This window comes from Oryzomicrobium terrae (genome assembly GCF_008274805.1).
Classification (GTDB): Bacteria; Pseudomonadota; Gammaproteobacteria; order Burkholderiales; family Rhodocyclaceae; genus Oryzomicrobium; species Oryzomicrobium terrae.
In genome coordinates this window covers 2,793,232-2,817,282 of record NZ_CP022579.1, presented here as the reverse complement: position 1 = coordinate 2,817,282, position 24,051 = coordinate 2,793,232, and the positions used below count along the sequence as shown (strand labels likewise).

At 64.1% G+C, this 24,051-nt stretch carries 20 protein-coding genes; 12 read left to right on the top strand and 8 right to left on the bottom strand.

Annotated elements, in window-relative coordinates:
• Window positions 1–172 precede the first annotated feature (172 nt).
• The 3 genes from hrpA to OTERR_RS12735 all read left to right on the top strand — a co-directional run bounded on the left by hrpA (window position 173) and on the right by OTERR_RS12735 (window position 6,026).
• Window positions 173–4,219: an ATP-dependent RNA helicase HrpA gene (gene hrpA / locus OTERR_RS12745; RefSeq protein WP_149425990.1), complete on the top strand. Its 4,047-nt coding sequence runs from the start codon at window positions 173–175 to the stop codon at window positions 4,217–4,219.
• 200 nt (window positions 4,220–4,419) lie between these two features.
• Window positions 4,420–5,223, top strand: coding sequence for an EI24 domain-containing protein (locus OTERR_RS12740; protein WP_149425989.1), 804 nt, complete (start codon window positions 4,420–4,422; stop codon window positions 5,221–5,223).
• Window positions 5,220–6,026 (top strand): competence/damage-inducible protein A, encoded by an 807-nt coding sequence (locus tag OTERR_RS12735; RefSeq protein WP_246154170.1) that lies wholly within the window; start codon window positions 5,220–5,222, stop codon window positions 6,024–6,026. The genes OTERR_RS12740 and OTERR_RS12735 overlap by 4 nt, the downstream gene beginning before the upstream one ends.
• A 115-nt stretch (window positions 6,027–6,141) precedes the next feature.
• Here OTERR_RS12735 and OTERR_RS12730 read toward each other — a convergent pair whose 3' ends face one another.
• The 6 genes from OTERR_RS12730 to OTERR_RS12705 all read right to left on the bottom strand — a co-directional run bounded on the left by OTERR_RS12730 (window position 6,142) and on the right by OTERR_RS12705 (window position 10,509).
• Window positions 6,142–6,702, bottom strand: coding sequence for a phasin family protein (locus OTERR_RS12730; protein ID WP_054622214.1), 561 nt, complete (start codon window positions 6,700–6,702; stop codon window positions 6,142–6,144).
• A 189-nt stretch (window positions 6,703–6,891) separates the two neighbouring features.
• Window positions 6,892–7,449 (bottom strand): phasin family protein, encoded by a 558-nt coding sequence (locus OTERR_RS12725; protein WP_054622215.1) that lies wholly within the window; start codon window positions 7,447–7,449, stop codon window positions 6,892–6,894.
• Between the two features lie 278 nt (window positions 7,450–7,727).
• Complete coding sequence (gene lptA, locus OTERR_RS12720) at window positions 7,728–8,384, bottom strand: lipopolysaccharide transport periplasmic protein LptA (protein WP_149425988.1); 657 nt, start codon at window positions 8,382–8,384, stop codon at window positions 7,728–7,730.
• Complete coding sequence (gene lptC, locus OTERR_RS12715; RefSeq protein ID WP_149425987.1) at window positions 8,381–8,962, bottom strand: LPS export ABC transporter periplasmic protein LptC; 582 nt, start codon at window positions 8,960–8,962, stop codon at window positions 8,381–8,383. Before lptC ends, lptA begins: the two co-directional genes overlap by 4 nt.
• Window positions 8,959–9,492 carry a KdsC family phosphatase gene (locus tag OTERR_RS12710; protein ID WP_054622218.1) on the bottom strand — a complete coding sequence of 178 codons (534 nt, stop codon included), beginning with the start codon at window positions 9,490–9,492 and terminating at the stop codon, window positions 8,959–8,961. The genes lptC and OTERR_RS12710 overlap by 4 nt, the downstream gene beginning before the upstream one ends.
• A gap of 18 nt (window positions 9,493–9,510) precedes the next feature.
• On the bottom strand, window positions 9,511–10,509 hold the full coding sequence (locus OTERR_RS12705) for a KpsF/GutQ family sugar-phosphate isomerase (RefSeq protein ID WP_054622219.1): 999 nt from the start codon (window positions 10,507–10,509) through the stop codon (window positions 9,511–9,513).
• A gap of 119 nt (window positions 10,510–10,628) precedes the next feature.
• On the opposite strand from OTERR_RS12705, the gene OTERR_RS12700 reads away from it, so the two are divergent.
• Entirely contained in the window at window positions 10,629–12,596 is a 1,968-nt protein-coding gene (locus OTERR_RS12700) for a monovalent cation:proton antiporter family protein (protein WP_149425986.1), read from the top strand.
• Window positions 12,597–12,653: 57 nt separating this feature from the next.
• Here OTERR_RS12700 and OTERR_RS12695 read toward each other — a convergent pair whose 3' ends face one another.
• Together OTERR_RS12695 and OTERR_RS12690 are read right to left on the bottom strand one after the other, a co-directional pair.
• Window positions 12,654–13,337 (bottom strand): prepilin-type N-terminal cleavage/methylation domain-containing protein, encoded by a 684-nt coding sequence (locus tag OTERR_RS12695; protein ID WP_149425985.1) that lies wholly within the window; start codon window positions 13,335–13,337, stop codon window positions 12,654–12,656.
• A gap of 193 nt (window positions 13,338–13,530) precedes the next feature.
• Window positions 13,531–14,874: an adenylate/guanylate cyclase domain-containing protein gene (locus tag OTERR_RS12690; protein ID WP_149425984.1), complete on the bottom strand. Its 1,344-nt coding sequence runs from the start codon at window positions 14,872–14,874 to the stop codon at window positions 13,531–13,533.
• Between the two features lie 414 nt (window positions 14,875–15,288).
• Here OTERR_RS12690 and OTERR_RS12685 point away from each other — a divergent pair, with 414 nt between their 5' ends.
• The 8 genes from OTERR_RS12685 to OTERR_RS12650 all read left to right on the top strand — a co-directional run bounded on the left by OTERR_RS12685 (window position 15,289) and on the right by OTERR_RS12650 (window position 24,043).
• Window positions 15,289–16,077 (top strand): type II secretion system protein, encoded by a 789-nt coding sequence (locus tag OTERR_RS12685; RefSeq protein WP_054622223.1) that lies wholly within the window; start codon window positions 15,289–15,291, stop codon window positions 16,075–16,077.
• 123 nt (window positions 16,078–16,200) lie between these two features.
• Window positions 16,201–17,658, top strand: coding sequence for a hypothetical protein (locus tag OTERR_RS12680; RefSeq protein WP_054622224.1), 1,458 nt, complete (start codon window positions 16,201–16,203; stop codon window positions 17,656–17,658).
• The gene (locus tag OTERR_RS12675) at window positions 17,655–19,286 is read left to right on the top strand and encodes a GspE/PulE family protein (protein ID WP_149425983.1); all 1,632 of its coding nucleotides are present in this window, start codon (window positions 17,655–17,657) and stop codon (window positions 19,284–19,286) included. The genes OTERR_RS12680 and OTERR_RS12675 overlap by 4 nt, the downstream gene beginning before the upstream one ends.
• Window positions 19,287–19,293: 7 nt before the next feature.
• Window positions 19,294–20,520 (top strand): type II secretion system F family protein, encoded by a 1,227-nt coding sequence (locus tag OTERR_RS12670; protein ID WP_054622226.1) that lies wholly within the window; start codon window positions 19,294–19,296, stop codon window positions 20,518–20,520.
• The gene (locus OTERR_RS12665; protein WP_149425982.1) at window positions 20,520–21,320 is read left to right on the top strand and encodes a type II secretion system protein; all 801 of its coding nucleotides are present in this window, start codon (window positions 20,520–20,522) and stop codon (window positions 21,318–21,320) included. Before OTERR_RS12670 ends, OTERR_RS12665 begins: the two co-directional genes overlap by 1 nt.
• A 47-nt stretch (window positions 21,321–21,367) precedes the next feature.
• Window positions 21,368–21,823, top strand: coding sequence for a hypothetical protein (locus OTERR_RS12660; RefSeq protein WP_054622228.1), 456 nt, complete (start codon window positions 21,368–21,370; stop codon window positions 21,821–21,823).
• Window positions 21,824–21,867: 44 nt separating this feature from the next.
• Window positions 21,868–22,431, top strand: a complete 564-nt coding sequence (locus OTERR_RS12655) for a hypothetical protein (RefSeq protein ID WP_149425981.1) — start codon at window positions 21,868–21,870, stop codon at window positions 22,429–22,431.
• Between the two features lie 196 nt (window positions 22,432–22,627).
• Window positions 22,628–24,043: a hypothetical protein gene (locus tag OTERR_RS12650; RefSeq protein WP_187775239.1), complete on the top strand. Its 1,416-nt coding sequence runs from the start codon at window positions 22,628–22,630 to the stop codon at window positions 24,041–24,043.
• Window positions 24,044–24,051: the final 8 nt, after the last annotated feature.

The following is a 24,051-nucleotide window of genomic DNA, read 5'->3' as shown; positions in this document are numbered from 1 at the left end:
GGGGCTGCGATTCCCCCTTTGCATTCAAGCGGCTAGGTGTTGGGTTGCGACAGGCGCGCCCCGCACATGCATTGCTCCCCTGGCTGTCGCTGCGCGATGCCCTCCGGCCCGTTGCGGGCCCTTTATGTTTTGTACCCCGGCGGGCCTTCTGCCCCCGGTTGGATCAGCACCGATGAAGGTTACCAATCCCCGCGCCGGCACCCGCCCGGCGCCGGGCGCTGGCGCGCCCGCCACTGCATTTGCCGACTGCCTGGCTGCCGACCGGCCCAAGCTGCGCGCCCTGTCGCGCGAGATGAAGCAGAACGGCCCCCGGGCGGCCAAGGCCCGGGCCGATTTCGACGCCCTGCTGGAGCGCTCCAAGTCTATCGTCGCCGCCCGGCGCAAGCGCCTGCCCACGCCCACCTTCGACGAGGCCCTGCCGGTCAATGCCCGGCGCGACGAGATCGCCAAGTTGATCCGCGACCACCAGGTGGTGATCGTCTGCGGCGAGACCGGTTCGGGTAAGACCACCCAGCTGCCCAAGATCTGCATCGAGCAGGGCCGTGGCGTGTTCGGCCTGATTGGCCACACCCAGCCGCGCCGCCTGGCGGCCCGCTCGGTGGCCTCGCGCCTGGCCCAGGAACTGAACACCCAGGTGGGCATGGGGGTGGGGGTGAAGATCCGCTTCCACGACCGCTCGGTGCCCGAGTCGGTGGTCAAGTTGATGACCGACGGCATCCTGCTGGCCGAGACCCAGGGCGACCCCTACCTCAACGCCTACGACACGATCATCATCGACGAGGCTCACGAGCGCAGCCTGAACATCGACTTCCTGCTTGGCTACCTGAAGCAGATCCTGGCCAAGCGGCCGGACCTGAAGGTGATCGTCACCTCGGCCACCATCGACGCCGAGCGCTTCGCCGCGCACTTCGCCACGGACGGCAAGCCGGCGCCGGTGATCGAGGTGTCCGGCCGCCTCTACCCGGTGGAAATCCGCTACCGGCCGATCCAATCCGCCGATGTGGCACCCGCTACCACCGGCGCGCCCCGCAACGACCGGGAAAAAGCCCAGCAGGCCCGGGACGAGGAGCGCGACCTGTACGACGCCATCGTCGATGGCGTGGACGAGCTGTGCCGGGTCGGCCCCGGTGACGTGCTGGTCTTTTTGCCCGGCGAGCGGGAAATCCGCGACGCCGCCGAAGCTCTGCGCAAGCACCACTTCGCCGGGCCGCAACCGGAAATCCTGCCGCTGTTCTCGCGCCTCTCGGCCCAGGAGCAGGACCGGGTGTTCAAGACCGGCGGGCCGCGCCGCGTCGTGCTCGCCACCAACGTGGCGGAAACGTCGCTCACCGTGCCGGGCATCCGCTACGTGGTGGATACGGGTCTGGCCCGGGTCAAGCGCTACTCCTACCGCAACAAGGTGGAGCAGTTGCAGGTGGAAAAGATCGCCCAGGCCTCGGCCAACCAGCGTTCCGGCCGTTGCGGCCGGGTGGCGGCGGGGGTGTGCATCCGCCTCTACGACGAGGCCGACTTCAAGGCCCGCCCGGCCTTCCCCGACCCGGAAATCCTGCGCTCGTCCCTGGCCGGGGTGATCCTGCGCATGAAGGGCTTGAAGCTTTCCGACGTGGAGGACTTCCCCTTCCTCTCGCCGCCGCCGGCCAAGGCCATCAACGACGGCTACGCCCTGCTGCAGGAGCTGGGGGCCCTGGACGACGACAAGCGCCTCACCGGCATCGGCCACGGCCTGGCCAAGCTGCCCCTGGACCCGCGCATCGCCCGCATGATCGTGGCCGGCCGGGACAACGGCTGCCTGCGCGAGCTGTTGGTGATCGCTGCCGCCCTGTCGGTGCAGGACCCTCGGGACCGGCCCCAGGACAAGCTCCAGGCCGCCGACGAGCGCCACCGCCGCATCATGTTCAAGACCGGCGACGATAAACAGGAGTCTTCCGAATTCCTCGCCTGGCTGTCCCTGTGGCAGTGGTACCAGGAGCAGGCCAAGCACCTTTCCCACCGCAAGCTGGCCCAGGCCTGCCAGGACCACTTCCTCTCGCCGCTGCGCATGCGCGAGTGGCGCGAGGTGCACAGCCAACTGCACGCCCTGGTGGGGGAGGCGGGCTGGAAGGAGAACGACATCCCCGGCGCCTACGCCGCCATCCACAAGGCCCTGCTCTCCGGCCTGCTCGGCAACATCGGCTGCAAGGCCGAGGACGCCGAGAAAGGCGGCCACTACCTGGGCGCCCGGGGCATCAAGTTCCTCATCCACCCCGGCTCGGCCCTGCAGAAGAAGGCCGGGCGCTGGATCATGGCCGCCGAGCTGACCGAGACCACCAAGCTCTATGCCCGCTGCGTGGCCAAGATCGAGCCGGAGTGGCTGGAGGAGGTGGGTGCCCACCTGATCCGGCGCAGCCAGTTCGAGCCCCATTGGGAAAAGAAGCCGATGCAGGTGGTGGCCTTCGAGCGGGCCACCCTGTACGGGGTGGTGGTCAATCCGCGCAAGCGCATCCACTACGGCCCCCTGGACCCCAAGGCAGCCCGGGAGATCTTCATCCGCGACGGCCTGGTGGCCGGCGAGATCGATGAGGCCTACGTCCGCCGCTGGCCCTTCTACCAGCACAACCGCAAGCTGATCGCCGAGATCGAGACCCTGGAGCACAAGCAGCGCCGCCAGGACGTGCTGGTGGACGATGAGCTGATCTTCGCCTTCTACGACCACCTGATCCCCGCGGGCATCTACAACGGCGCCGGCTTCGACGCCTGGCGCAAGGAGGCCGAGGCCGCCGACCCCAAGGTGCTGTTCCTGAAGAAGGACGACTTGATGCGCCACGAGGCGGCCGGGGTGACCACCGACGCCTTCCCGCCCACGGTCAAGATCGGCGGCATCGAGTACAAGCTCGCCTACCACTTCGAACCGGGTAACCCCCGGGATGGGGTGACCCTGACCCTACCCCTGGCCCAGCTCAATGCCATTTCCGCCACCCGGGGCGAGTGGCTGGTGCCCGGTCTGCTCAAGGACAAGGTGGTGCAGCTGGTGAAAACCCTGCCCCAGAAGATCCGCGCCAAGCTGGTGCCGGTGCCGGACTTCGCCGACGAGTTCGTCGCCGCCTGCGGTGCGGACGAGAAGAAGCTCAACTTCGGCCTGCTGCCGGCCCTGATCGACTTCATCCACGCCACCCGCGGGCTCAACGCCCGGGGCTGGGTGGTGACCCCGGACGCCTTCCGCCCCGACACCCTGCCGCCCCACCTGGCCATGAACTACAAGCTGGTGGACGAGCACGGCCGCCAGCTGGCCATGAGCCGCAGCCTCACCGAGCTGCGCGCCGAGTGGGGCCGGGAGGCCAAGCAGGAGTTCTCCAACCTGCACGAGGCGCCCTCCGAATACACCGGGCTCACCGACTGGACCTTCGGCGAGCTGCCGGAGCTGCTCGAAGTGCGCGCCGGCGGCCAGACCGTGGTCGGCTACCCGGGGCTCAAGGACGAGGGCGAAACGGTGTCGCTCGCCGTGTTCGACTCGCCGGAAGAGGCCGCCACGGTGCACCGCCAGGGCCTGCGTCGGCTGTTCCAGCTGCAATTCAAGGAGCAGGTGAAGTACTTCGAGAAGAACATCCCGGGCCTGACCCAGATGGCCATGCAGTACATGGCCCTGGGCAGCCAGGAGGAGCTGCGCGACCAGATCATCGCCGTCACCTTCGAGCGCGCCTGCCTGCCCGCCGGCGACCCGCTGCCCGCTTCCGAGGCCGAGTTCCGCGCCCGCTGCGCCGAGGCCAAGAGCCGCCTCGGCCTGCTGCTCCAGGAAGTGGCCCGACTGGCCGGCCAGGTGCTCAGCGAGTGGCAGACCCTGGCCAAGAAGCTGCCCGGCTTCAAGGCCTTCCCGGCGGTGGTGGCGGACATCGAGGCCCAGGTGAAGCGGCTGATGGGCAAGCGCTTCGTGGCGGACACCCCCTTCGAGCGCCTGCAGCACTTCCCCCGCTACCTCAAGGCCGCCCAGCTGCGCCTGGACAAGCTCAAGGCCGACCCGGCCCGGGACGCCCGCAACCTGGCGGACTACGCGCCGTTGTGGACCAACTACGAGCGCCGCGCCCTGCAACTGGCCAAGCAGGGGGTTGCCGACCCGCAACTGGTGCAGTTCCGCTGGCTGCTCGAAGAGTTGCGGGTGAACCTGTTCGCCCAGGAACTGCGCACCCCGGTGCCGGTGTCGGTGAAACGGTTACAGAAGCAGTGGGAGGGAATCCAGTATGGTTGAGGGTATGGAACCGATCGTTGCTTCGAAGCGCATGACCGCGCTACCTGCTGCCTGGAACGCCGCGCCAGTGCTTGTTCTCCGCGATGCCTGCCTGGAGATCCGCGCCAGTCGCGGAGTTTCACGGTGTATGCCTGGAGATGCCCGACTGGCGCGGGGTTTGGCCATGGCATCGTCCCTCCCTTTCGCCAAGGAGTCCGCCCATGGCTGACGTTCTGCTCGCCCTGGCGCGCAGCTTCGCCTCCCTGTCCCGGGGCGGCGTGTGGGCCGCCATCCTCGGTCCAGCGATCCTGGCGCTGCTGATCTGGATCGTCCTGGCCTTCGCCTTTCTCGGCGTGGTGATCGACTGGCTGGCGCTCCAGCCGCCCCTGTCCTGGCTCTCCGGCTGGGGCGTGGCCTGGCTGGCCCACCTGCTGGCGGCCATTGGCGGCTGGGTGGTGATCCTGGCCGCGGCCTATCTGACCGCCGTGGTCATCGCCGCCACGGTCATCCTGCCCCTGCTGCTGCGCCTGCTGGCGCGCAGCGACTACCGGGACGTGGCGCCCCTGGGGCGCGACAGCTTTATCGCTTCCACGGTCAACAGCCTGGTGGCGGTGGCCGGCTACCTGGGCGGCTGGCTGGTGACCCTGCCCCTGTGGCTGATCCCGGGCGCCGCCCTGATCCTGCCGATCATGCTGCTGGCCTGGCTCAACCGCCGCACCTTCGCCTTCGACGCCCTGGCGGCCCACGCCACCCCGGCCGAATGGCAGGAGATCAAGCGCCGCCATGGCGGCAGCTTCTACCTGCTCGGCCTGATCCTGGCTTTTGCCGCCCATGTGCCGCTGCTCGGCCTGTTCGTGCCCTCGTTTACCGCCCTGGCCTACGTCCATCTCGGCCTGGAAGTGTTGCGCCGCCTGCGTCGCGGCGCGGTGATGGAGGGCGAGGTGGTGAACGTGACCATCGAGGGCAGCGGTGGTCCAGACGGTCCGGACGGCAAGGTCCGGGTCATTCAAGGAGAATTGTTGTGAGCGACGTTGTTACCACGCCTGGCGCTGGGGATGTTCCGGCACCGTCCCGGACCATCGGCGCCTTCATCATCGGCGACGAGATCCTGTCCGGCAAACGCCAGGACAAGCACTTTGCCAAGCTGACCGAGCTCCTCGCCGCCCGGGGGCTGCGCCTGTCCTGGGTGCAGTACCTGGGGGACGACCGGGCGCGCCTCACCGAAGCCTTCCGGCGCAGCCTGGCCTCCGGCGACCTGGTCTTTTCCTGCGGCGGCATCGGCAACACCCCGGACGATCATACCCGCCAGGCGGTGGCCGCCGCCCTGGGCGTGCCCCTGGAACTGCATCCCGAGGCCGAGGCCCTGATCCGCGGCCGCTTCGGCGCCGAGGCGACGGAAAAGCGCCTGCTGCTCGGCACCTTCCCGGCCGGCACGGGCATCATCCCCAACCCGGTGAACCAGATTCCCGGCTTCTTCGTGCGCGACCACTATTTCGTGCCCGGCTTTCCCCAGATGGCCTGGCCGATGATCGAGTGGGCCCTGGACTCCCGCCACCGCGACCTGCACCGCCCCGTGGAACTGGTGGACCGGGCCCTGCTACTGACCGGCCCCGGCGCCTACGAGAGCAACCTGCTGGAGCTGATGGAACGCATCGTCGCCGCCTACCCGGACCTGCGCCTGTTCTCGTTGCCGTCCATGGCCGAAAACGGCGAGCGGCGCCACCTGGAGCTGGGCGTCGAAGGCCTGGCGCCCCGGGTGGCGGCGGCCATGGACGAAATCCTGGCCGAGGTGAAGGCGCGCAACATCGCCTGGACCTGGCGGCCCTGATGCGGCGCTAAGGCCGTGCGCGGAGCCGCCTGGTCGGCACCGCGGTGGCGGGCGGTGGCGTAAACGCAAAAAGCCCCGGGAAGTCCCGGGGCTTTTTGTTTTGCGTTGATTCTTCTTATTTTTTCGCGGCGCTGGCCTTGGTGGCGCTGCTCACGGCCTTGCTGGTGGCGGTGGATGCGGCCTTGACGTTGGCGTCGGCGATGTCGGCGAACTGCTTGGCGGCCTTGGTCATGTTGTCGAACACCTGGGTGGAGGCCGACAGGATGGACTTCAGTGCCGCTTCGACCACGTCACCGCCTGGGGCGCTGGCGGTGCTCTTCTCGATGGCCGCGGAAGCGTTCTTCGACAGGTGGTTATAGTGGGACTCGACCACGTGGGTGGCGTCCTTCTGCAATTCGGTGACCAGCTCGTAGAGCTTGCGGTAGTAGTTGGTCAGCAGCTCCAGGTTGGGCTGGGCCAAGGTGGTCTGCAGACGGGCGGCTTCCTGCACGTCCTTGGCGGCGAGCAGGGTGCTGCTCTGGGCCACCGAGGCGTTCAGCAATTCGCGGGCGGTTTCGATATTCAGCGCGGACAGGCGCTCGATGCTGTCGAAGGTGGAACGGGTCAGCTCGAGGAGAACCTCGGCGTTGACCTTCTGGGCAGCCTTCAGTTGTTCAAGATTTTGTTGCGTCGACATAGTGCAAACCCTCCAGGTAGATGGGACAGAATGTAATCGTCCAAGAGCGGTTGGCGTGGGGGCGCCTGTTTTTATTGTCGCTAGTTATCGTGTGATGCTTTTGTCGTAGCGTTGAATCATTGTAGCAAGCGGCTTTGGCTGTAGCCGATAAAAAAATCCCCCGGCGAACCGGGGGATTTCAGCGCGCCGTTAGGCGGCTTTTTTCTTGCCGGCAGCGCCGACCGCCTTGACGGTGGCGTTGGTGGCGGCAGCCACGTTGGCTTCGGCGATCTCGGCCACTTGCTTGGCAGCCTTGTTCACGCTGTCGAAAGCGGAGTTGGCAGCGGCGATGGCGGACTTGACGGCGGCCACGGCCACGTCGGAACCGGCCGGGGCGTTCTTGGACACTTTGTCCAGCACGCCGCCGATGGCCTTGTTGAACTCGGTCAGCTGGGCTTCGAAGACCTTGGACACTTCTTCCTGGGTCTGGGCGCTGATTTCATAGACGCTGCGGGAGTAGGCCACGGCCTTTTCCACGTTGGGCTGCGCCAGGGCGGCTTGCAGGGAAACCAGCTCCTGCACGTCCTTGGCACCCAGCAGGGTCTTGGTGCTGGACACGCTGTCCTCGATCAGGGCGCGGGCAGTGTGCAGGTTCAGGGCGGCAACGCGCTCGGCGGAAGCCAGGGCGGTGTTGGCGATGGTCAGCAGGGCGTCCACGGTGACCTTGTTGGCAGCGGCGAATTGCTCGGGGGTGGCGAACATGTACATCTCCTTCGGAAGTTAAGCTCGTTCAACATCCTTCGGGGGAAGACCGTTGCCAGCGTTATCTCGAGGCCCCGGTCCGGAGTCCCGAGGGACTCTCGAATCTGTGCGGTCTGCTTCCGGAGTGACCCGGGTAGAAGTGTTGCACCGCAGCATGTTTCCCATTATAGGGAGACTGGTTGCGATGTCAACACCTTTTTGTTGCGGTGCACAAACTTATTAAACGCCTTAAAAACAGAAGGTTGTCTTGCTGTAATTACAAGACTTGCGCGTTGCCGCAGGGGTCAGCGGTCGGTGTTGACCGTCGGCGCCGATTTCAGCGGCAGACCATCGCCCTTGGTTGTTCCCGTCGGCGCGGCGGTGTCGGCGCCCTTGCCCTTGGGCTGGAGGATGGCCCGTACCCGGCCGGCGGGGGCGGCCCCCGGGGCCGTGCCGCTGGCGGTGGGCTTGGCGCCCGGCGCCGACGCCACCAGGTATTGCTCGGTCAGGGCGTCGTAGCGGATGTAGGGGCCGCGCACCTCGTCCTGGCCGGACTTGACCCAGGCGCGGATGAACAGTTCTGTGGTGTCGGTCTTGGCGTCGTGATCGATGCGCTCGGCCTCGCCGTCGATCCACTCGTCCTTGCCTTCGCGCTTTTGCCGGAACTTGGCCAGCTTGCCGTTGAGGCCGTAGGCGACCCCCTTCTGGAAACCGCTTTCATCCTGGGTCACCACCACCCGGTCGGCGAGCAGGCTCATGGTGCCCTGCACCAGCCGGACGTTGCCTTCGAAGGTGTAGACCTTGCGCGCATCGTCGGCGCTGACCCGGTCGGCTTCGAGGTTGACCGGTTTTTCCTTGTCGGCCTTCTCGGCGCGGGCCGGTGCCGTGGCCATCAGCATGTGCAGGGCCAGCGCCAAGGAAAGGAGGAGGACGGGGCGGCTGGAGTGGAAGGTGGCGGTCATTTTTTGTGGCGGCTTTCGAACTGGCCGGAAACGCGGGAGTGAAGGTTGGCCTGCATGGCGGCGCTGTCCATGTCGAAGCCGGTGCCGTTGAGTTGGGAGGCGCCCTGGACGAAACGCACCGGGCTCTTGGTGCTGGCCTTCTCGTCGTCGGGCAGGACCAGCAGATCGGGGGCGAAGGCTTCCATGGGCGGATTGCCCTTGGTGCCGTCACGGACCAGGTGCACGTTGCCCGTCAGCTGGACTTCGCTGCCGTCGCTATTGACGTGGCCCATGTCGGAGGTCACCAGGGTGCGGGGCTTGCCCGGCACCAGGGTGGTCAAGCGTGGCCGGGTCACGTCGGTGGTGTCGTCATCCGGGTAATGCAGCATCTTGTCGGCGACGAGCACGTGGTGCGGCTCGCCCTGGGGGGACAGCTTGGTCAGGGTGAAGCGTTCGATGCGGTAATCCGGGTCGTGGCGGAATTTGCCACTGCGGTCCGGTTCGGGCAACTGGGTGGTCTGGGACAGCCATAGGGTCAGGCCGGCCAGCGCCGCCATCACGCCGATGGGGAAGAGCCCGGGGCCGAACGAGGGCTTCATCGCGGAGCAGCGTCCGGAAAGGTCACCAGGTACGGCGCCAGGGCGGCGTCGAGACGGCCTTGGGCGGTGAGCAGGTGGTCGCAGACTTCGCGCACGGCTCCTTCGCCGCCTTTTAGCTGGGTGACCAGGCTGGCGTATTGCTTGACCACGGCGTGGCCATTGGCCGGGGCGGCGGAAAAACCGCAGGCACGCATCACCGGCAGGTCCACCACATCGTCACCCATGTAGCCGGCCTGGGCGAAGGACAGGCCGAGGCGGCGCAGCAGATCGGCCATCACCGCATGCTTGTCGTGCACGCCCTGGAACAGCAGGTCGATGCCCAGGTTGTGGGCGCGGTGGGTGACGCAGTTGGAACGCCGGCCGGTGATGATGGCCAATTGCACGCCGGCGCCGGCCAGCATCTTCAGTCCTTGGCCGTCCAGGGTGTGGAAGGCCTTGACCTCGCTGCCGTCGTCGGTGAAGTAGAGGCGGCCGTCGGTCATGACGCCATCGACGTCAAAGGCCATCAATTTGAGGGTGGGTGCGGACATGGCGAAAACGGAGTCGGGTCAAATGACCTTGGCGCGGAACAGGTCGTGCATGTTCAGTGCGCCGAGGAGCTGGCCGGCGGGGTCGGTGACGATCAGCTGGTTGATGTGGTGCCGTTCCATCATCTCGACGGCTTCCACGGCCAGCTTTTCCGGCCCGATGGTGCGAGGCGTGCGGGTCATCACATCGGCGATGGCCACCGTGTTGAAATCGAGCTTCTTTTCGAAGGTGCGGCGCAGGTCGCCGTCGGTGAAGATGCCCAGGACGCGGTGCGCCGCATCGACCACCGCCGTCATGCCCAGGCCGCCACGGGAAGTGGCCAGTACCGCGTCGGCCAGGCTGGCATCGGGACCGATGGTCGGCACGGCCTCCTGCGGGCGCATCACGTCACGGACGTGGGTGAGCAGGCGCCGGCCCAGGGTACCGCCGGGGTGGGAGCGGGCGAAGTCGTCCGGGCCGAAACCCCGGGCGTCGAGCACGGCCACGGCCAGGGCATCGCCCAGGGCCAGGGCGGCGGTGGTACTGGCGGTGGGGGCCAGCCCCAGAGGGCAGGCTTCCTGCGCGACCGCTGCATCCAGGTGCACATCAGCCTGGCGCCCCAGGGACGAGGCCGGGTTGCCGGTCATGGCGATCAGCTTGGCGCCCTGGCGCTTGAGGATGGGGACGATGCGCACCAGTTCCTCGGACTCGCCGGAATTGGATAAGGCGACCACCACGTCCTCGCCGGTGATCATGCCCAGATCGCCGTGACTGGCTTCGGCAGGATGGACGAAGTAGGCCGGGGTACCGGTGCTGGCGAAGGTGGCGGCGATCTTGCGGCCGATGTGGCCGGACTTGCCCATGCCCGAGACGATCAGGCGACCCTTGCAGGCGAGCACCAGATCCACGGCGGCGAGAAAATCGGCGCCGATGCGCCCGATTAGCGCCGCGACCGCGTCGGCCTCGATGCGCAGAACCTGGCGGGCCAGTTCGAGCGCTTGGGGAGTTGCCTTGGCAACGGGAGGCAATGCGGAGGTCATTGGGTCGGTCGGGGTGCTGCGGTTATGATTCGGTCAAGTATACCACTCCCCCCGTCGGGCCTTGTTCGGACTGGGGTTCTGGGTGGTTGGCCGTACCTTGCCCTCACTGCGTCCTCGCCATGAACCTGCTGACCGTCACCATCTTCCTGCTCGCCGCCAGCGTGGTCGCCGTGGCCCTGTTTCGTCGCTTCCAGTTGCCGCCGGTACTTGGCTACCTGGTGGTGGGTACCCTGGTCGGCCCCCACGCCTTTGGCCTGTTGCGCGACGTGGCCAGCGTGCAGCACCTGGCCGAGTTCGGTGTGGTGTTTCTGATGTTCTCGATCGGCCTGGAGTTTTCCCTACCCAAGCTCCACGCCATGCGCCAGGTGGTGTTTGGCCTGGGCTCGGCCCAGGTGCTGGGGGTGATGGCGGTGGTACTGCTGATTTCCCTGGCTGCCGGGTTGCCCTGGCAGGCCGGGGTGGCTCTGGGCGGCATCATCGCCATGTCGTCTACCGCGGTGCTGTCCAAACTCCTGACAGAGCGGCTTGAACTGGACTCCCCCCATGGCCGGCAGGTGATCGGCGTACTGCTCTTCCAGGATCTGGCGGTGGTGCCCCTGCTGATCCTTATTCCCGCCTTTGCCGAGCCGGCCGGGGAGATGTTGCGCACCCTGGGGCTGGCCGCCCTCAAGGCGGTATTCGTGCTCGCCCTGGTCCTGTACCTGGGGCAAAAGCTGATGCGCCGCCTGTTCTACGTGGTGGCGCGGCGCCAGTCGGCCGAATTGTTCGTGCTCAACGTGCTGCTGGTCACCCTGGGCTTGGCCCACGTCACCGAGATGGCGGGGCTGTCCCTAGCCCTGGGCGCCTTTGTCGCCGGCATGTTGATTTCCGAGACCGAATACCGCCATCAGGTGGAAGAGGACATCAAGCCCTTCCGCGATGTGCTGATGGGGTTGTTCTTTGTCTCGGTCGGGATGCTGCTCGACCCCCATACGATCTTCCAGCATTTCTTCTGGGTGGCCCTGGTTCTGGTCGGGGTGCTGCTTGGCAAGTTCGCCCTGGTGGCCGGCCTGGCACGCCTGATGGGCGCCTCGCCGGGCACCGCCCTGCGCAGCGGCTTGTGGCTCGCGGCCGGCGGGGAATTCGGCTTCGTGCTGATCGCCCTGACCAGCAACCAGCCCCTGGTGCCGATGGAAACCTTGCAGGTGGTGCTGGCGGCTCTGGTGTTGTCGATGCTGGCGGCGCCCCTGATCGTCCATTTTAGCGAGCGCATCGTGATGCGTCTGGCCGCCAGTGAATGGATGCTGCGTTCGATGCAGCTGACCCGTATCGCCGCCCAGACCATGGCCACCGACCGGCACGTCCTGATCTGCGGCTTCGGTCGCTCCGGTCAGCACCTGGCCCGTTTCCTCGCCCGGGAGGGGTTCTCCTACGTCGCCCTGGATCTGGACCCGGAGCACGTGCGCGAGGCGGTTAGTGCCGGTGAATCGGTGGTCTATGGCGACGCGACGCGCAAGGAAACCCTGGTGGCGGCCGGGGTGGCCCGGGCCCAGGTGCTGATCGTGACCTTCAACGACACGGCCTCGGCCGAGCGCATCCTGCACCATGTCCAGCAGCTGCGGCCGGACCTGCCGGTGGTGGTCCGTACCGCCGACGAGCGCGATCTGGAGCGCCTCTCCAAGGCCGGTGCCGCCGAGATCGTGCCGGACGTGATGGAGGCCACCCTGATGCTCGCCTCCCATGCCCTGGTGTTGCTCGGGGTGCCGCTCAACCGGGTGCTGCGCCGCCTGCGCGAAACCCGTAGCGAGCGCTACCGGCTGCTGCGTGGCTTCTTCCATGGTCTGACCGAGCGGAGCGACGACAGCCCGGACACCCAGGCGCCCCGCCTGCACTCGGTGCTGCTCACCGATCAGGCCTACGGCGTGGGGCGCAGCATCGAGGAACTGGGCCTGGACGAAATGGGCATCGAGGTTAGCGCCGTACGCCGCCGCGGTATCACCGGGGTCGAACCCGATTCCGAGATGCGTTTCCAGTCCGGCGACGTGGTGGTCCTGCTCGGCGGGCAATACGAGGTCAGCGCGGCGGAAACCCGGTTGCTCCAGGGCTAGGGCAAAAGAAACGCCCGCCGCGAAAGACGTCGGCGGGCGCTGACAAGCCGGGGCCGATTAGAAGCCGGCGCAGACGATATAGGTGTTGCTATCGACAATCCCGCTGGTGCCGGTGGTGGCCACGGCGGTCAGTGCGGTGCCGCTGTAGGGGCCAGTGGCCACCCGGACCGTGCCGGTGGCCGTGTTGCCGTCATCCATGGTGATGTCGATCTGCTTGGCGAACTTGCCCTGGATGCCTTCGGAGCAGATGAAGTAGGAACCGGACATGCCGGTGATCGGCGCGCTGCTTTGTACTCCTAGGCGGCCCCCGTCGGCGTTGGTGGGGAGAACGTCTTTCGGGGCGGTGAAGTCGCTGCTGCCCGAGGCCAGGTTGGCCAGGCGCACGTGTTGCCAGAACGCGACGCTTTCGTCGCTGGCCGAGATCGAGTTGTATTGACCTTCGATGCGGCCGTTGCCGGTGGTGTTGCTGCTCTGGCTGCTCGGGTCGAGCAGGGTGACGCCGGCAGCCGTGGCGGCGCTGCCGAGATGGGCGGCCGCCTGGCGGTCGTCGCCGGGCAGGGCGCGGAATTTATCCTGGTAGCCATAAATGAAGACCGGGATGGTGCGGAAGTCGTTGACGAAGTTTTTCACCTTCGCGCTGTTGATCAGCTCCTGCCCCTTCAGCACCCCGCCGAGCAGCAAGCCGATGATGACCAGCACGATGGCGATTTCCACCAGCGTGAAGCCCCGTTGCTTTTTCATGTCATGGACTCCTATCGTTATCGATATGGGATGCGCTGAATCTCAGCACGGAGTGTGCCAGAGAAAATAGGGAATATTTGGCGCTTTTTATGGAAAAGCCCGGAGCGGCTCGCTAGCGTCAATTTTATTCAATTGGAATTAAGTGCGGAGTCGGGTGTGACGACTGCCCTGCGCCGTCTTACCCCGCCGCTCATCAAGCATTGCCTGGCGCTGCCAGCGGACGTGGGATTGATTCGCGCAGGGTAGGGTCACCGGCCAGGTGACCCGTCAGCCGGTAGACGACCGTCTCCCCCTTGCCCTTGAGACGAAGGATTTGAGGGGGCTGGAAAGCGAAGCGGTCCCGCAGCCGGCGGTAGGTGGTCTCGTCCACCTGGATCATGCCGGGCGTGCCTTCGCTGGTGATGCGGCTGGCGATATTGACCGTATCGCCCCACAGGTCGTAGATAAACTTTTTCTTGCCCACCACGCCGGCCACCACCGGGCCGGTGCCGATGCCGATGCGCACCTCCAGGCGGCGGCGGTTGACGTCGAAATTCTCGTGCAGCAAATCGCGCATGGCCAGCGCCAGGTTGGCTATAGCCGCGGTGTAGTCGATCTGCTCGCCATCTTCGTCATTGGCGCTGTTCAAGCCTCCCGCGGCCATATAGGCATCGCCGATGGTCTTGATCTTCTCCAGGCCGTACTGCTCGGCCAGCTCGTCGAAGGTGGAGAAGATTCGGTTGAGCATCGAGAACACCTGCTGGGGCGACAGCCCTTCCGCTACCTGGGTGAAATTGACGATGTCGACGAACATCACCGTGACGTCGGCAAAGCCGTCGGCAATGGTCTGATTGCTGTTTTTGAGCCGCTCGGCGATCGGGCCGGGCAGGATGTTGAGCAGCAGGCGCTCGGAACGGTCCTGCTCGGCCTGCAGCAGACGGTGGGCTTCTTCGAGGCGATGCTGGGTCTGCTCCTTTTCCACCGAGGCGTAGCGCAGCAGCAGAAAAACCAGGGTCGAGACCGTGGCGAAGTTGAGGGCGAAGAAGAACACGCTGGTTTTGATCGGCACGACGACCTGGCCGAGGGGCGCAGTATCGGCCAGGTAGTAATCGAAGAAACCCGAGAGAGCGGTGAGAAACAGGTACGCCGCAAACCAGGCCAGGGATTCCCGGTGCCCGACGAAGAGGATGGCGCCGATCGGGGCCAGCAAGCCCCACAGGCTGACGCCGGAAGCCGTGATGAAGGTGCCGATGCTCCACTGCACCACGAAGGGCACGAACAGGAACAGCCCCAGCTGCAGGGTGCGGAACAGGGGGAAGTTGCCGCTCTTCAGGTAATAGAACAGGTTGCCCGCCAGGAGCAGCTCGAAAACAAAGGGGATGGTGGCGGAAAACTGGGGGCCCAATTGCCAGTAGATGAGCAGCCACACCATCGACGCCACGCTCATCAGTCCGGTGGCTAACATCAGCAGCGATTTCTTCAGCCGCATCTCCTCCGCGTCCTGGGGGGAAATACCGGCGTTGCGCAGCGAGTGGAAGAAGCCGGGAGGGGCGGTCATGGCGATACGAAGCATTGGTTGGACATCAGGCTCCCATTATTGGTACGGAGTCACATCGGGTAAAGCGGGTTCGCGGGCTAAAACCGGTTGAAAGCTCCGTGCTATTCCTTTTGGTCGGCAAGCCTATCCCAATTGGCATAGATGGCAATTAGGAAGAAGCGGCTATGCAAAAAATAAACAAATTGCCATCCGTGAAAAAAATCACGGTTAAAGGGGGGGTTTAACGCTGCGTTGACGCAAAAAGTTCCCGATGGCTGAACGAGTTTGGGGTTCTTTGACGCTGCGTTAACGCTTGCTTCCTATTCTTTCGACCATCCGAGGCGGCGGGCTTGCCTCGGCAGCGTCATGACGTTTGCAACAGGTCTGGCGATATCGACCGGCCCACACTTCAGAACCTCATTCGGGAGCAATTCAATGCACCAACGCATCCAGCGGGCGCTCGCCGCCCAGCGGCGCGGCCAGGGCGGTTTCACTATGGTGGAACTGGCCATTGTCCTGGTTATCGCCGGCATCATCCTCGTCGCCGCCCTCAAGGGTACCGACATGATCAACAAGGCCAAGATCGAGCGTGTCGTCTCCGACATCAAGGGCCTGCAAGGCATGGCCTTCGAGCACGAGAAGCGCACCGGCCGTCTGCCGGGCGATTGCAATGGCGATGGCATCATCGGCGTGATTCTTTCTAATGCTCCCGCCAACGTGGTGCGTTTGGCCGGTGCGACCTACACCGATGATCCGAACCCGATGGCGACGACTGGTGGCGCTTGTTCCGGGAACGCTACAGGTGGCGGTGGGGTTGGTGTGGTCGAGACCAATATCAACACTCCCTGGTCCGACCTGCGCAAGGCCAACCTGGTGGACCCCAACCGGGTGAACCGCCAGTTGGCGAAGAACCAGACCAATAACTGGTACGCCTTCGGCTCCATGACCAGCGCCGTTGGCAGCAACGCGGTCACCAATTACATCGTCGTCTATGACATCCCGCTGTGGATGGCCAAGGGTATCGACGTGGCAATCGACGGTCCTGATCCTGTGACCATGGGTACGGGAACCCAGGATGGCGGACAAGTCGGCCGCGTCCGTCTGTTCCATAACGGCACCGGCGGCGTGAGCATCGATGGTGCTGCCTGGCCCAATGCCAACCAGGGCGATGACCAGCTCGTCGCGGTGTCCTTCCAGTTCGACCGGGCGGTTCCGGCCAACTAAGGGCGTACGTAACGTGCTGCAAGGAGCCGCCTGCGGGCGGCCCCTTTCGCAAGGCGGCAGCCTTGCGAAAGGGATTTGTTTCGTTAGGGTGGCCTTGGCCGCCAACATTACCGGAGTTGCCGAATGTTCAAGCGCATGACCGCTACCGTGCTGGTGTCGGTGGGTGAGTCGGGAGGTGAGAGCCTGGAAGCTCGCCGTGTCCGCTATGCCATCCTCAAGGGGCGCCGCGTGGTGTCCGAGGCGGAGTGCGAAGTACATGAACTTGCACGCCTGGGCGGCTGGCAAATGCGCGCCAGCTTTTTCTCCCGGGGGGCCTATTTTGACCGGACTCCTTCCCAGACCGATAACCCGCGCCTGGCCGCCGTGGTCGCCCGGCGTTTTATCGACGGTGAAATGCTCTTCAGCGAAGCCTACCGCCTGCGCCTGCAGGTGGTTGCTGCCGGGGAAACCGACTTCAACCTGCGCTTGGCCGCCTGTGCCGAGATAGATTGCATGCGCATCGAGGAAGGGCTGCCCCTGGATAGCCAGCCGGTGCGCCTGGCGTCTCTGGAAGAGTCCGCCATTGCCGCGCTGGTGGCGAATGCCACGTCCGATCCGGTGCAGGTCTATTTCGCCCGGGGTGAGCGCTTTGTGTACTTTGTCGCCGAAGCGGGCGAAGTCCGCCAGCGTCGCCTTGATTTCCTGCCGGCGGATGAAGACGGCATCAAAGATGCACTGCAGCGTGCCGAATTGGCGCTGTCGGGTGGCGGCGGTTGGGGCCTGAGCGATGCGGCCGAGCGCAACCCGCTGCGGGTCTACCTGGGTGATCTTGCCAAGCGTTCGGCGAGCCCGGAGGCGCAACGCGACAGCGCCTCGCGCAGCATCGAACGGCAACTGGCCGCACTGATCAACGGTGGCGACGTCCTGGCCCGCCCCGAGCTGTATGGCCTGCTCTGGGTGAAGAATCGTTGGAACATGCTGGAAAACGCCCAGGTCCAGCGGGCTGTCGCCTGGCAGGCCGCCTTGCCAGCCTCCCTGGCGTTGGGGGGCGCGAGTCTGGTGCTGGCCGGGTTGGCGGTGAGCCATGGCATTGAAAACGCTGGGCTGGCCCGTCAGCTTGAGAGCGAGCGTGCCCAGATCGTACGGGACCGGGATGCATTGATGGGCCGGATCCCGGACAAAACCGTGCAGGCCAGCTTCAGCGAATTTTTCGGCCTGTTGCAGCAGCGCAACCAGCAAGTGCGCGTTGATCGCCTGCTTTCCTGGGTGACCCAGGAATTGCCGCCGGGGGTGGTGATTCGCTCCGTGAGCATTCGTCCTGCCGGTAGCGAGCCGGGCGCAGCGGAACCGCGCCTGGTCCCCGTCGGCGGAAGCGGGGCTCGGCCCGATAAGGGGGGAGAGGCTGCCAACGGTGAGCATCGTGTTCAGTTGGCACTGACGGTCCCGGGGAGCTACGAAAGTGTCGAAGCCCAGGCAGGGGAGGTGCTCAAGCGTCTTTCGGCCAAGCTGCGCTTTGGCAAAAGCAATCTCAACTATGAGTCGGGTCAAGATCGGGCGGTGCTGACCACCGAATTGTTTGCCCGGTCGGAGGATTTCAAGTGAGCGAAGCAACGAAGCGCCCGCTTGGGCAATTGCTGAAGGAAGCAGAAGTCGTCAACGAGGAGACCCTCGCGTACGCGCTGAAGGTCCAAGCCACCTCGGGAACACGTCTTGGGGAAACGCTGCAGCAGCTGAAGTTTGTCACCGACCAGGAAATTGCCCAGGTGCTGGCGCACCAGTTCGAGGTGCCGTTTACCGAGCTCGACGAACCCCTGGTTCCGGAAGTGTTGCGCCTGCTGCCGTTTAACTTTGCCCAGCGCCATCTGATGTTGCCGTTGGCGGTGGAGGGGGGAACGGCGGTGCTGGCCGTCGAGGATCCGGGCAACCCGCAACTGGGGGCGTTGCTGGCTCGCTTCGTCAGCCAGCCACACCGACTCAAGGTTGCGCCCAAAGGGCGTTTGGTGCGTGAAATCCAGCGTCGTTATTACCGCGCCGAACACCCGTTGGATGCAGAAATCGAGCGGATGTCCCAAACGATTGCGGCGGGCCGGGATTTTCCCGCCGAACGTTTGGCGGAACTGCTGTTGTCGGCGGCGATCGATGCCCGAGCGTCGGATTTGCACATTTCGCCGACCCCCCTGGCAACGCTGGTGTCGTTGCGACTCGACGGGGTGTTGCAGCTTACCTATACCCTGCCCGCCTCGGCCCATGGCCGCCTGGTGTCGACCGTCAAGGTGATGAGCGGTCTGGACATCGCCGACATGAACCGGGCCCAGGACGGCCGGATGAGCTTCCCCTATCTGGAAGAGAAGTTCGATCTGCGTATTTCCACCATGCCCGGGGTGAATGGCGAGAACCTGGTGATCCGGGTGCTGGCGGGCAACAACGAACTGTATTCGCTGTCCAGCATCGGCTTTGACGATGCCCAGATCGCCCGTCTGGACCGCATGATTCGGCGCTCCCACGGGGCCATTCTGGTGACCGGTCCCACCGGTGCAGGGAAAACCACTTCCCTGTACGGCATGCTGCGCCGGATCAACATGCTGCAGCGCAATGTGCTGACCATTGAAGACCCGGTCGAATTCCGCATTCCCTTGGCGCGCCAGATGGAAGTCAATGAGAAGGCGGGCATTACCTTTTCTTCCGCCGTGCGGGCCTTCCTGCGCCAGGATCCGGATGTGATCCTGGTCGGTGAGGTACGGGACGAAGATACCGCCCAGTTGGCGATGCGCGCCTCCCAGACGGGTCACCTAGTCTTGTCCACGCTGCATACCAACGATGCTATTGGCGCCATCGTCCGCTTGCGCGACCTGGCGGTGGACGACATGGTGCTGTCGGCCTCGTTGATCGGGGTGGTGGCCCAGCGCCTGGTGCGCCGGCTTTGCCCGCACTGCAAGACCGAGGTGGCGATTCAGGACGATGATCTGGCCCGCTACGGTGCATTGCCGCCCCATGTGGCGCACCATCAAGGGTGCGCGCGCTGTCATTTCACCGGGTATGCGGGGCGGGCTGCGATTGCCGAAGTGATCGAGTTCGACGAAGAGCTGCGCAGTTTGGTCGAGCGTGGCGCCATGCCGACCGAAGTGGAGCGCCGTGCCCGGGAAAAAGGCATGAAATCGTTGCGCGAGGCCGCCCTGTCCCTGGTGCGTTCCGGCGTGACCGACCTGACCGAGATCGAACGGGTCCTCTGAGACGGCCATGCCTTACATCATTTATTCCTGCGTGACCAGCGAAGGTGCGGTGGCATGGCGCTCCGGCACCTACGATCACTTGGGGGTGCTCTACGAAGAACTGGAGAAGCGCGGCGAGCACCTGGACAAGTTCTACGAACTGCCTGGTTTCGCCGAGCAGGTGCTGCATACCCTGCGCGGACGCCTGCGAATTGCCCAGGTGATCGAGTTGTGCAGTTACCTTGCTCTCTATATTCAGGGTGGTCTTGATTTGCAAACTGCGCTGGCCGACCTTTCCCGTGGGTCGCGCAATGGATTGATGCGTCATACCGCCGATACGCTGCGCAAAAGCCTGCTAACCGGCCTGTCGTTGTCCGAGGCGATGCGGCGTACCGAGCAGTTCCCCGATGTCGTGGTCAGCATGGCCCAGTTGGGCGAAGTCAGCGGCAATCTCGACCAAATGCTCAAGGATGCATCGGACTACCTGAGCCGGATCGAGGAAATCAAATCGGCGACCAAGCGCGCCATGGTCTATCCGGCCTTCAGCCTCAGCGTGCTGGTAGCTACCGGCATTTTTTGGATGGCCGTGGTGGTGCCGAAATTGGCGGCTGTCTACAAGACCATGGGCATTGAGTTGCCAGCGACAACCCGGGCCATGATCGCGCTGAGCGATTTCTTCTCGTCCGAATGGATCTGGGTGGTTCTGGGGTTGGTACTGCTTCCCGTGGGCTTTTCCATGGCGCGTCGGCAGCGGGATTTTCGTGTGGTTGTCGACCGTTTTCTTTGGGATTTTCCCGTCATCGGCCCGGTGGTGCGTAACGCCCAGGAGGCGTTTTATTTCCAGTACTTGGCGCTTGTGTACGGGGCCGGCGTGCCGATTACCGAGGCTGTGGGGCGCTTGGTCGATACTGCCCACAACCGCTATTTCCGTGCGCGCATCAAGCGCATTCCGGAATTCTTGCGCCTGGGTTTGTCCCTCAAGGAGGCGTTTCAGCGAACCTCCATTTTCCAGCCCTTGGATATCCGCATGATCGCCATTGGTGAGCAGACCGGCGCCCTGGAAGAGCAGTTGCGCAAGCTGGCCGGCATGTACCTACAACGGGTTCGCGCCAGCGTGGAGTTGCTGACCAAGGCCATCGAACCGCTGCTGATTCTGCTGATGGGCGTCTTCTTCATTTTCTTCGTGGTGGCCATGATGGGACCCATCTACTCGATCCTGTCCGACATGCTCGCAAATCTTGGAGGGGGGCAGTAATGACGCACCATATTGGGAGTCGGAAAAGCCGTACGCAGAAGATTCGCGCTGCGCAGACCGGGTTCACCCTGCTTGAGTTGGCGTTTGTCTTCATCGTGTTCGGGATCATGGTGGCCTTTGCTGCACCCAGCGCCAGTTTCCTTCATCAAAAGACCATGGCGGACGACGATCGGCGGATGCTGCGGACCTTGAAGCAGGCCTTGATCGGTCAGGTCCTGGCTACCGGGCAGCTCCCCGTTTGCCGCAATGCGGCCGGTGCTGTTTCGGCGACTGGCTCGAACTGCGATGCGAAGCAAACGCTGGAGCCGCTGGGGGTGCGCTGGTCGGATGGTCGTGGCAGTGGTTTCGTCTACGACGTGCTCAACGACGCGGCAAACAACATCGACCTGACCGCAGTCGGCAGCCCTGGAAGAACCACTGCTCCCGATGTCAGCGGTCTGTGCAATCGGCTCGATACGGCCATTACGTTAGCTACCAGCTCTCCCGCGGTCATCGCCGGTCCACGGATTTGCCTTGGCACTCCTGACCAAGACAACCTGGCTTCTTACGGGACTTATTGCACCAACACGACCCCCGTTGCCTTTCTTTTGGTCGGGACAGGTGCCAATCGACCTGGCACGAACGGTGAAGGTGAAAACCTGGCGACTCGCCTGGTGAATCAAAACCTCAATCTCCCCAATGGTTCGGGTGTTTCGGATCGCATCTTTGAAAACCCGGCTCGTCGTCATGTCGATATCTACGACGATCTGGTCGAGACGGTAACCCTGCAAGAGCTGCGTGCAGCAGCCAAATGCAATTGAGTAACCACGTTTTTAAATCTGGTTTGCCAAGTTAATCCGGAGTCGTCATGACCCTACAACGAAAACTTACGTTGCTGCTGCTGTCCGTGAGCCTTGCCTTGGCGGCCGCGTTGTTCGCCTATCGGCTCGGTGAGGCCCGGATTGGGGCTTTGCACCAGGAGCGGGATTCCCTGTCCATGGCAAGTCAGGACTTGAAGGAACTGAGGCGCAGCGTCGAGCAGTATGAAAACGCCCGTTCCCGCCTTGGTCAGGACGGTGGGATCGCTCGACATGAGCGGGTGTCCTTGACCACATCGTTTGCGCCGAATGAGCTGCCGCGCCTGCAATCCTTGCTCACCCGCGCATACGAAGGCGATGGCTTCCTCTTGCTGCGCAGCTTTGAATTGGCCTGGCAAGAGAAGGGCCCGGCTCGGGGCGAGGAACAGGAGCGCAGCACGGATCGCGGCCAGCCTGGCGCAACGCTCACCCTGAGTTTTCAGGGTGAAAAGATCTTCACCCACTGACCCGGCCGATCCTAGTACGTCGATACCGCCTGAGAGATTCGTTCATGCAAGCGTTCATTCCTTTTGCCATCGTTCCGGTTCTGGTCGGAGGAGGCTATTGGCTGGCTCCCTGGGTTGACGGGTTGATTGCCAATACTCCTGAAACCATCGCCATGACGCGTATTTCGATCCCCCCCGGAGTCCGCGATTTACACGCGCAGGGAGAGGAGCGGGAGGCTGCGCCGCTACGGCTTTCCGCGTTGATGCCGAGTGAAGTTGTGGACCGCTTCGTTCCCCCCCCTGAAGTGGAAAACAACCGTTCGGCAGGGGAGCGTCTGCGTTTGCGCTCGGTGCTGGTGACCCCTGATAAGCGAGCAGCGGTGATCGATAGCGATCTGGTGTTCGAAGGCAATGTGATCAAAGGCTATCGGGTACAGCGCATCACCGATGATCGGGTGGTCCTGCTCGGTGCCCAAGGGCGGGAGGTGCTGCGTCTGGATGGTGCGGGATTGGCCAGTCTGCCTTTGCTGCCACCAAAACGTCGGGTCGATGCTGGTGTGCCTTCCCAGCCGCCTCTTTCCTCGGACGAGCTGGAGCGGCAGTACCGCCGCCTGCTGGACCGCCTCTGATATTTAGCATGCAAGGGATTGAATCATAATGAGAACGTATGTAACGCTCCCCGTCCTGGCCTTGGTCGTTGCGGGCTGCACGACCCCTCGTCTTCCCGAACGTCCGTCACTCTTCAGTCAGGAAGAGTTGCAGCGTGCAAAAACACCGCCTGTTGTCGATGCAAAACCCGCTGGCGAGTTGGGACTGGATGCGCGTATGCCTGAGCCTGCAGTGGCTACCCCTGTTGCTGCGCGCAAGTTGTACACCTTCCGCGCCCGCGGTCTGCCGGTTGAGTTGGCCATGGCCCAGTTTGCCCAGGTCTATGGCATCAATGTGAGTATTGACCGGGATGTTCGGGGTCAGGTGACGGCGGACTTTCGCAATCTGCCGCTCGACAAGGCGCTGGAAGCCTTGCTCGAAGTCAATGGTTTGTCCTGGGAATGGGACGATGGCTTGCTGCGGGTGACCCGCCTGCAAACCAAAACCTTCAACGTGGATTATCTGCGCCTGACCCGGACGGGGAACTCCACCACTACCACGTCCTCGACCTCTACCGGTGGTGGGGGTGGCGGAGATACTACCCGGGCGGGTCTGTCCAAGTCGGACACGATCAATTTCTGGAGTGAGCTGGAAAGCCAGCTTGAAGACATCCTGACCAAAGGGCGTGCGGATAGCACCGACGAGCAGGCGCCGCCCATGGAAACGGTGACGACCCTGGATCGGGTTGCTAACACCACTACCACCAGTATCAAACCCCTCAAGGAAAAAGAGGGCCGGTTGATCATCAACCGCCTGTCCGGCACGGTGCAGGTTACTTCGACCCGGACCCGGATGCGGGCGGTCGAGGATTACCTCAAGCAACTCCACGAAAACATCGGTCGCCAGGTTTTCATTGACGTGCGCATCGTGGAAGTCGGTTTGAATTCGGACCGTTCCCTGGGGATCGACTGGAATCAGATCAATTTCGGTGCCCTGAAGGTCGGCTCGGCGACTAACTTCACCACTTCGGCCGCGGGCTCCAATGTCCCCCCGCTGACGGCCGCAGCCTTGTATAGCAAGGTGTTCCCCAAGTCCTTCCTGGTTAACGACATGGATGTGGTGATCCGGGCATTGCAACAGCAGGGGGACGTGAAGGTGGTTTCCCAGCCCCGGATCCGGACCCTCAACAACCAATCGGCCATTGTCCGCTCGGGCACTGAGCGGACCTTCTTCACCACCCAGACGGTGCTGACTCCGGTTGCCGGGGGAACGCCGGTAATCTCCACCACAACTACCCCGACGACCATTACCGAGGGCTTGGTCCTGAGCCTGACGCCGCAGATTTCGGTCAATGGGCGTATTGCCATGGATGTGTCCCCCGTCATTACCCGGATTTCCGGGGTCGATGTTTCTCCGGACGGTAAGTCCAATGCGCCCAGGCTGGATGTCAAACAGACCTCCACCATGGTTCGCGTTGGCGATGGGGAAACGGTGATCATCGGTGGTTTGATCCAGGAGGTCGAAGAGGAAACGAATCGTGCCGTACCTGGCTTGGGAGATGTTCCCGGGGTTCGCAATCTCTTTGGCACAACCTATAAATCCCTCAGCCGCCGCGAGTTGGTGGTCATCCTCACCCCCTACATCGTGCAGTAACGAGACTC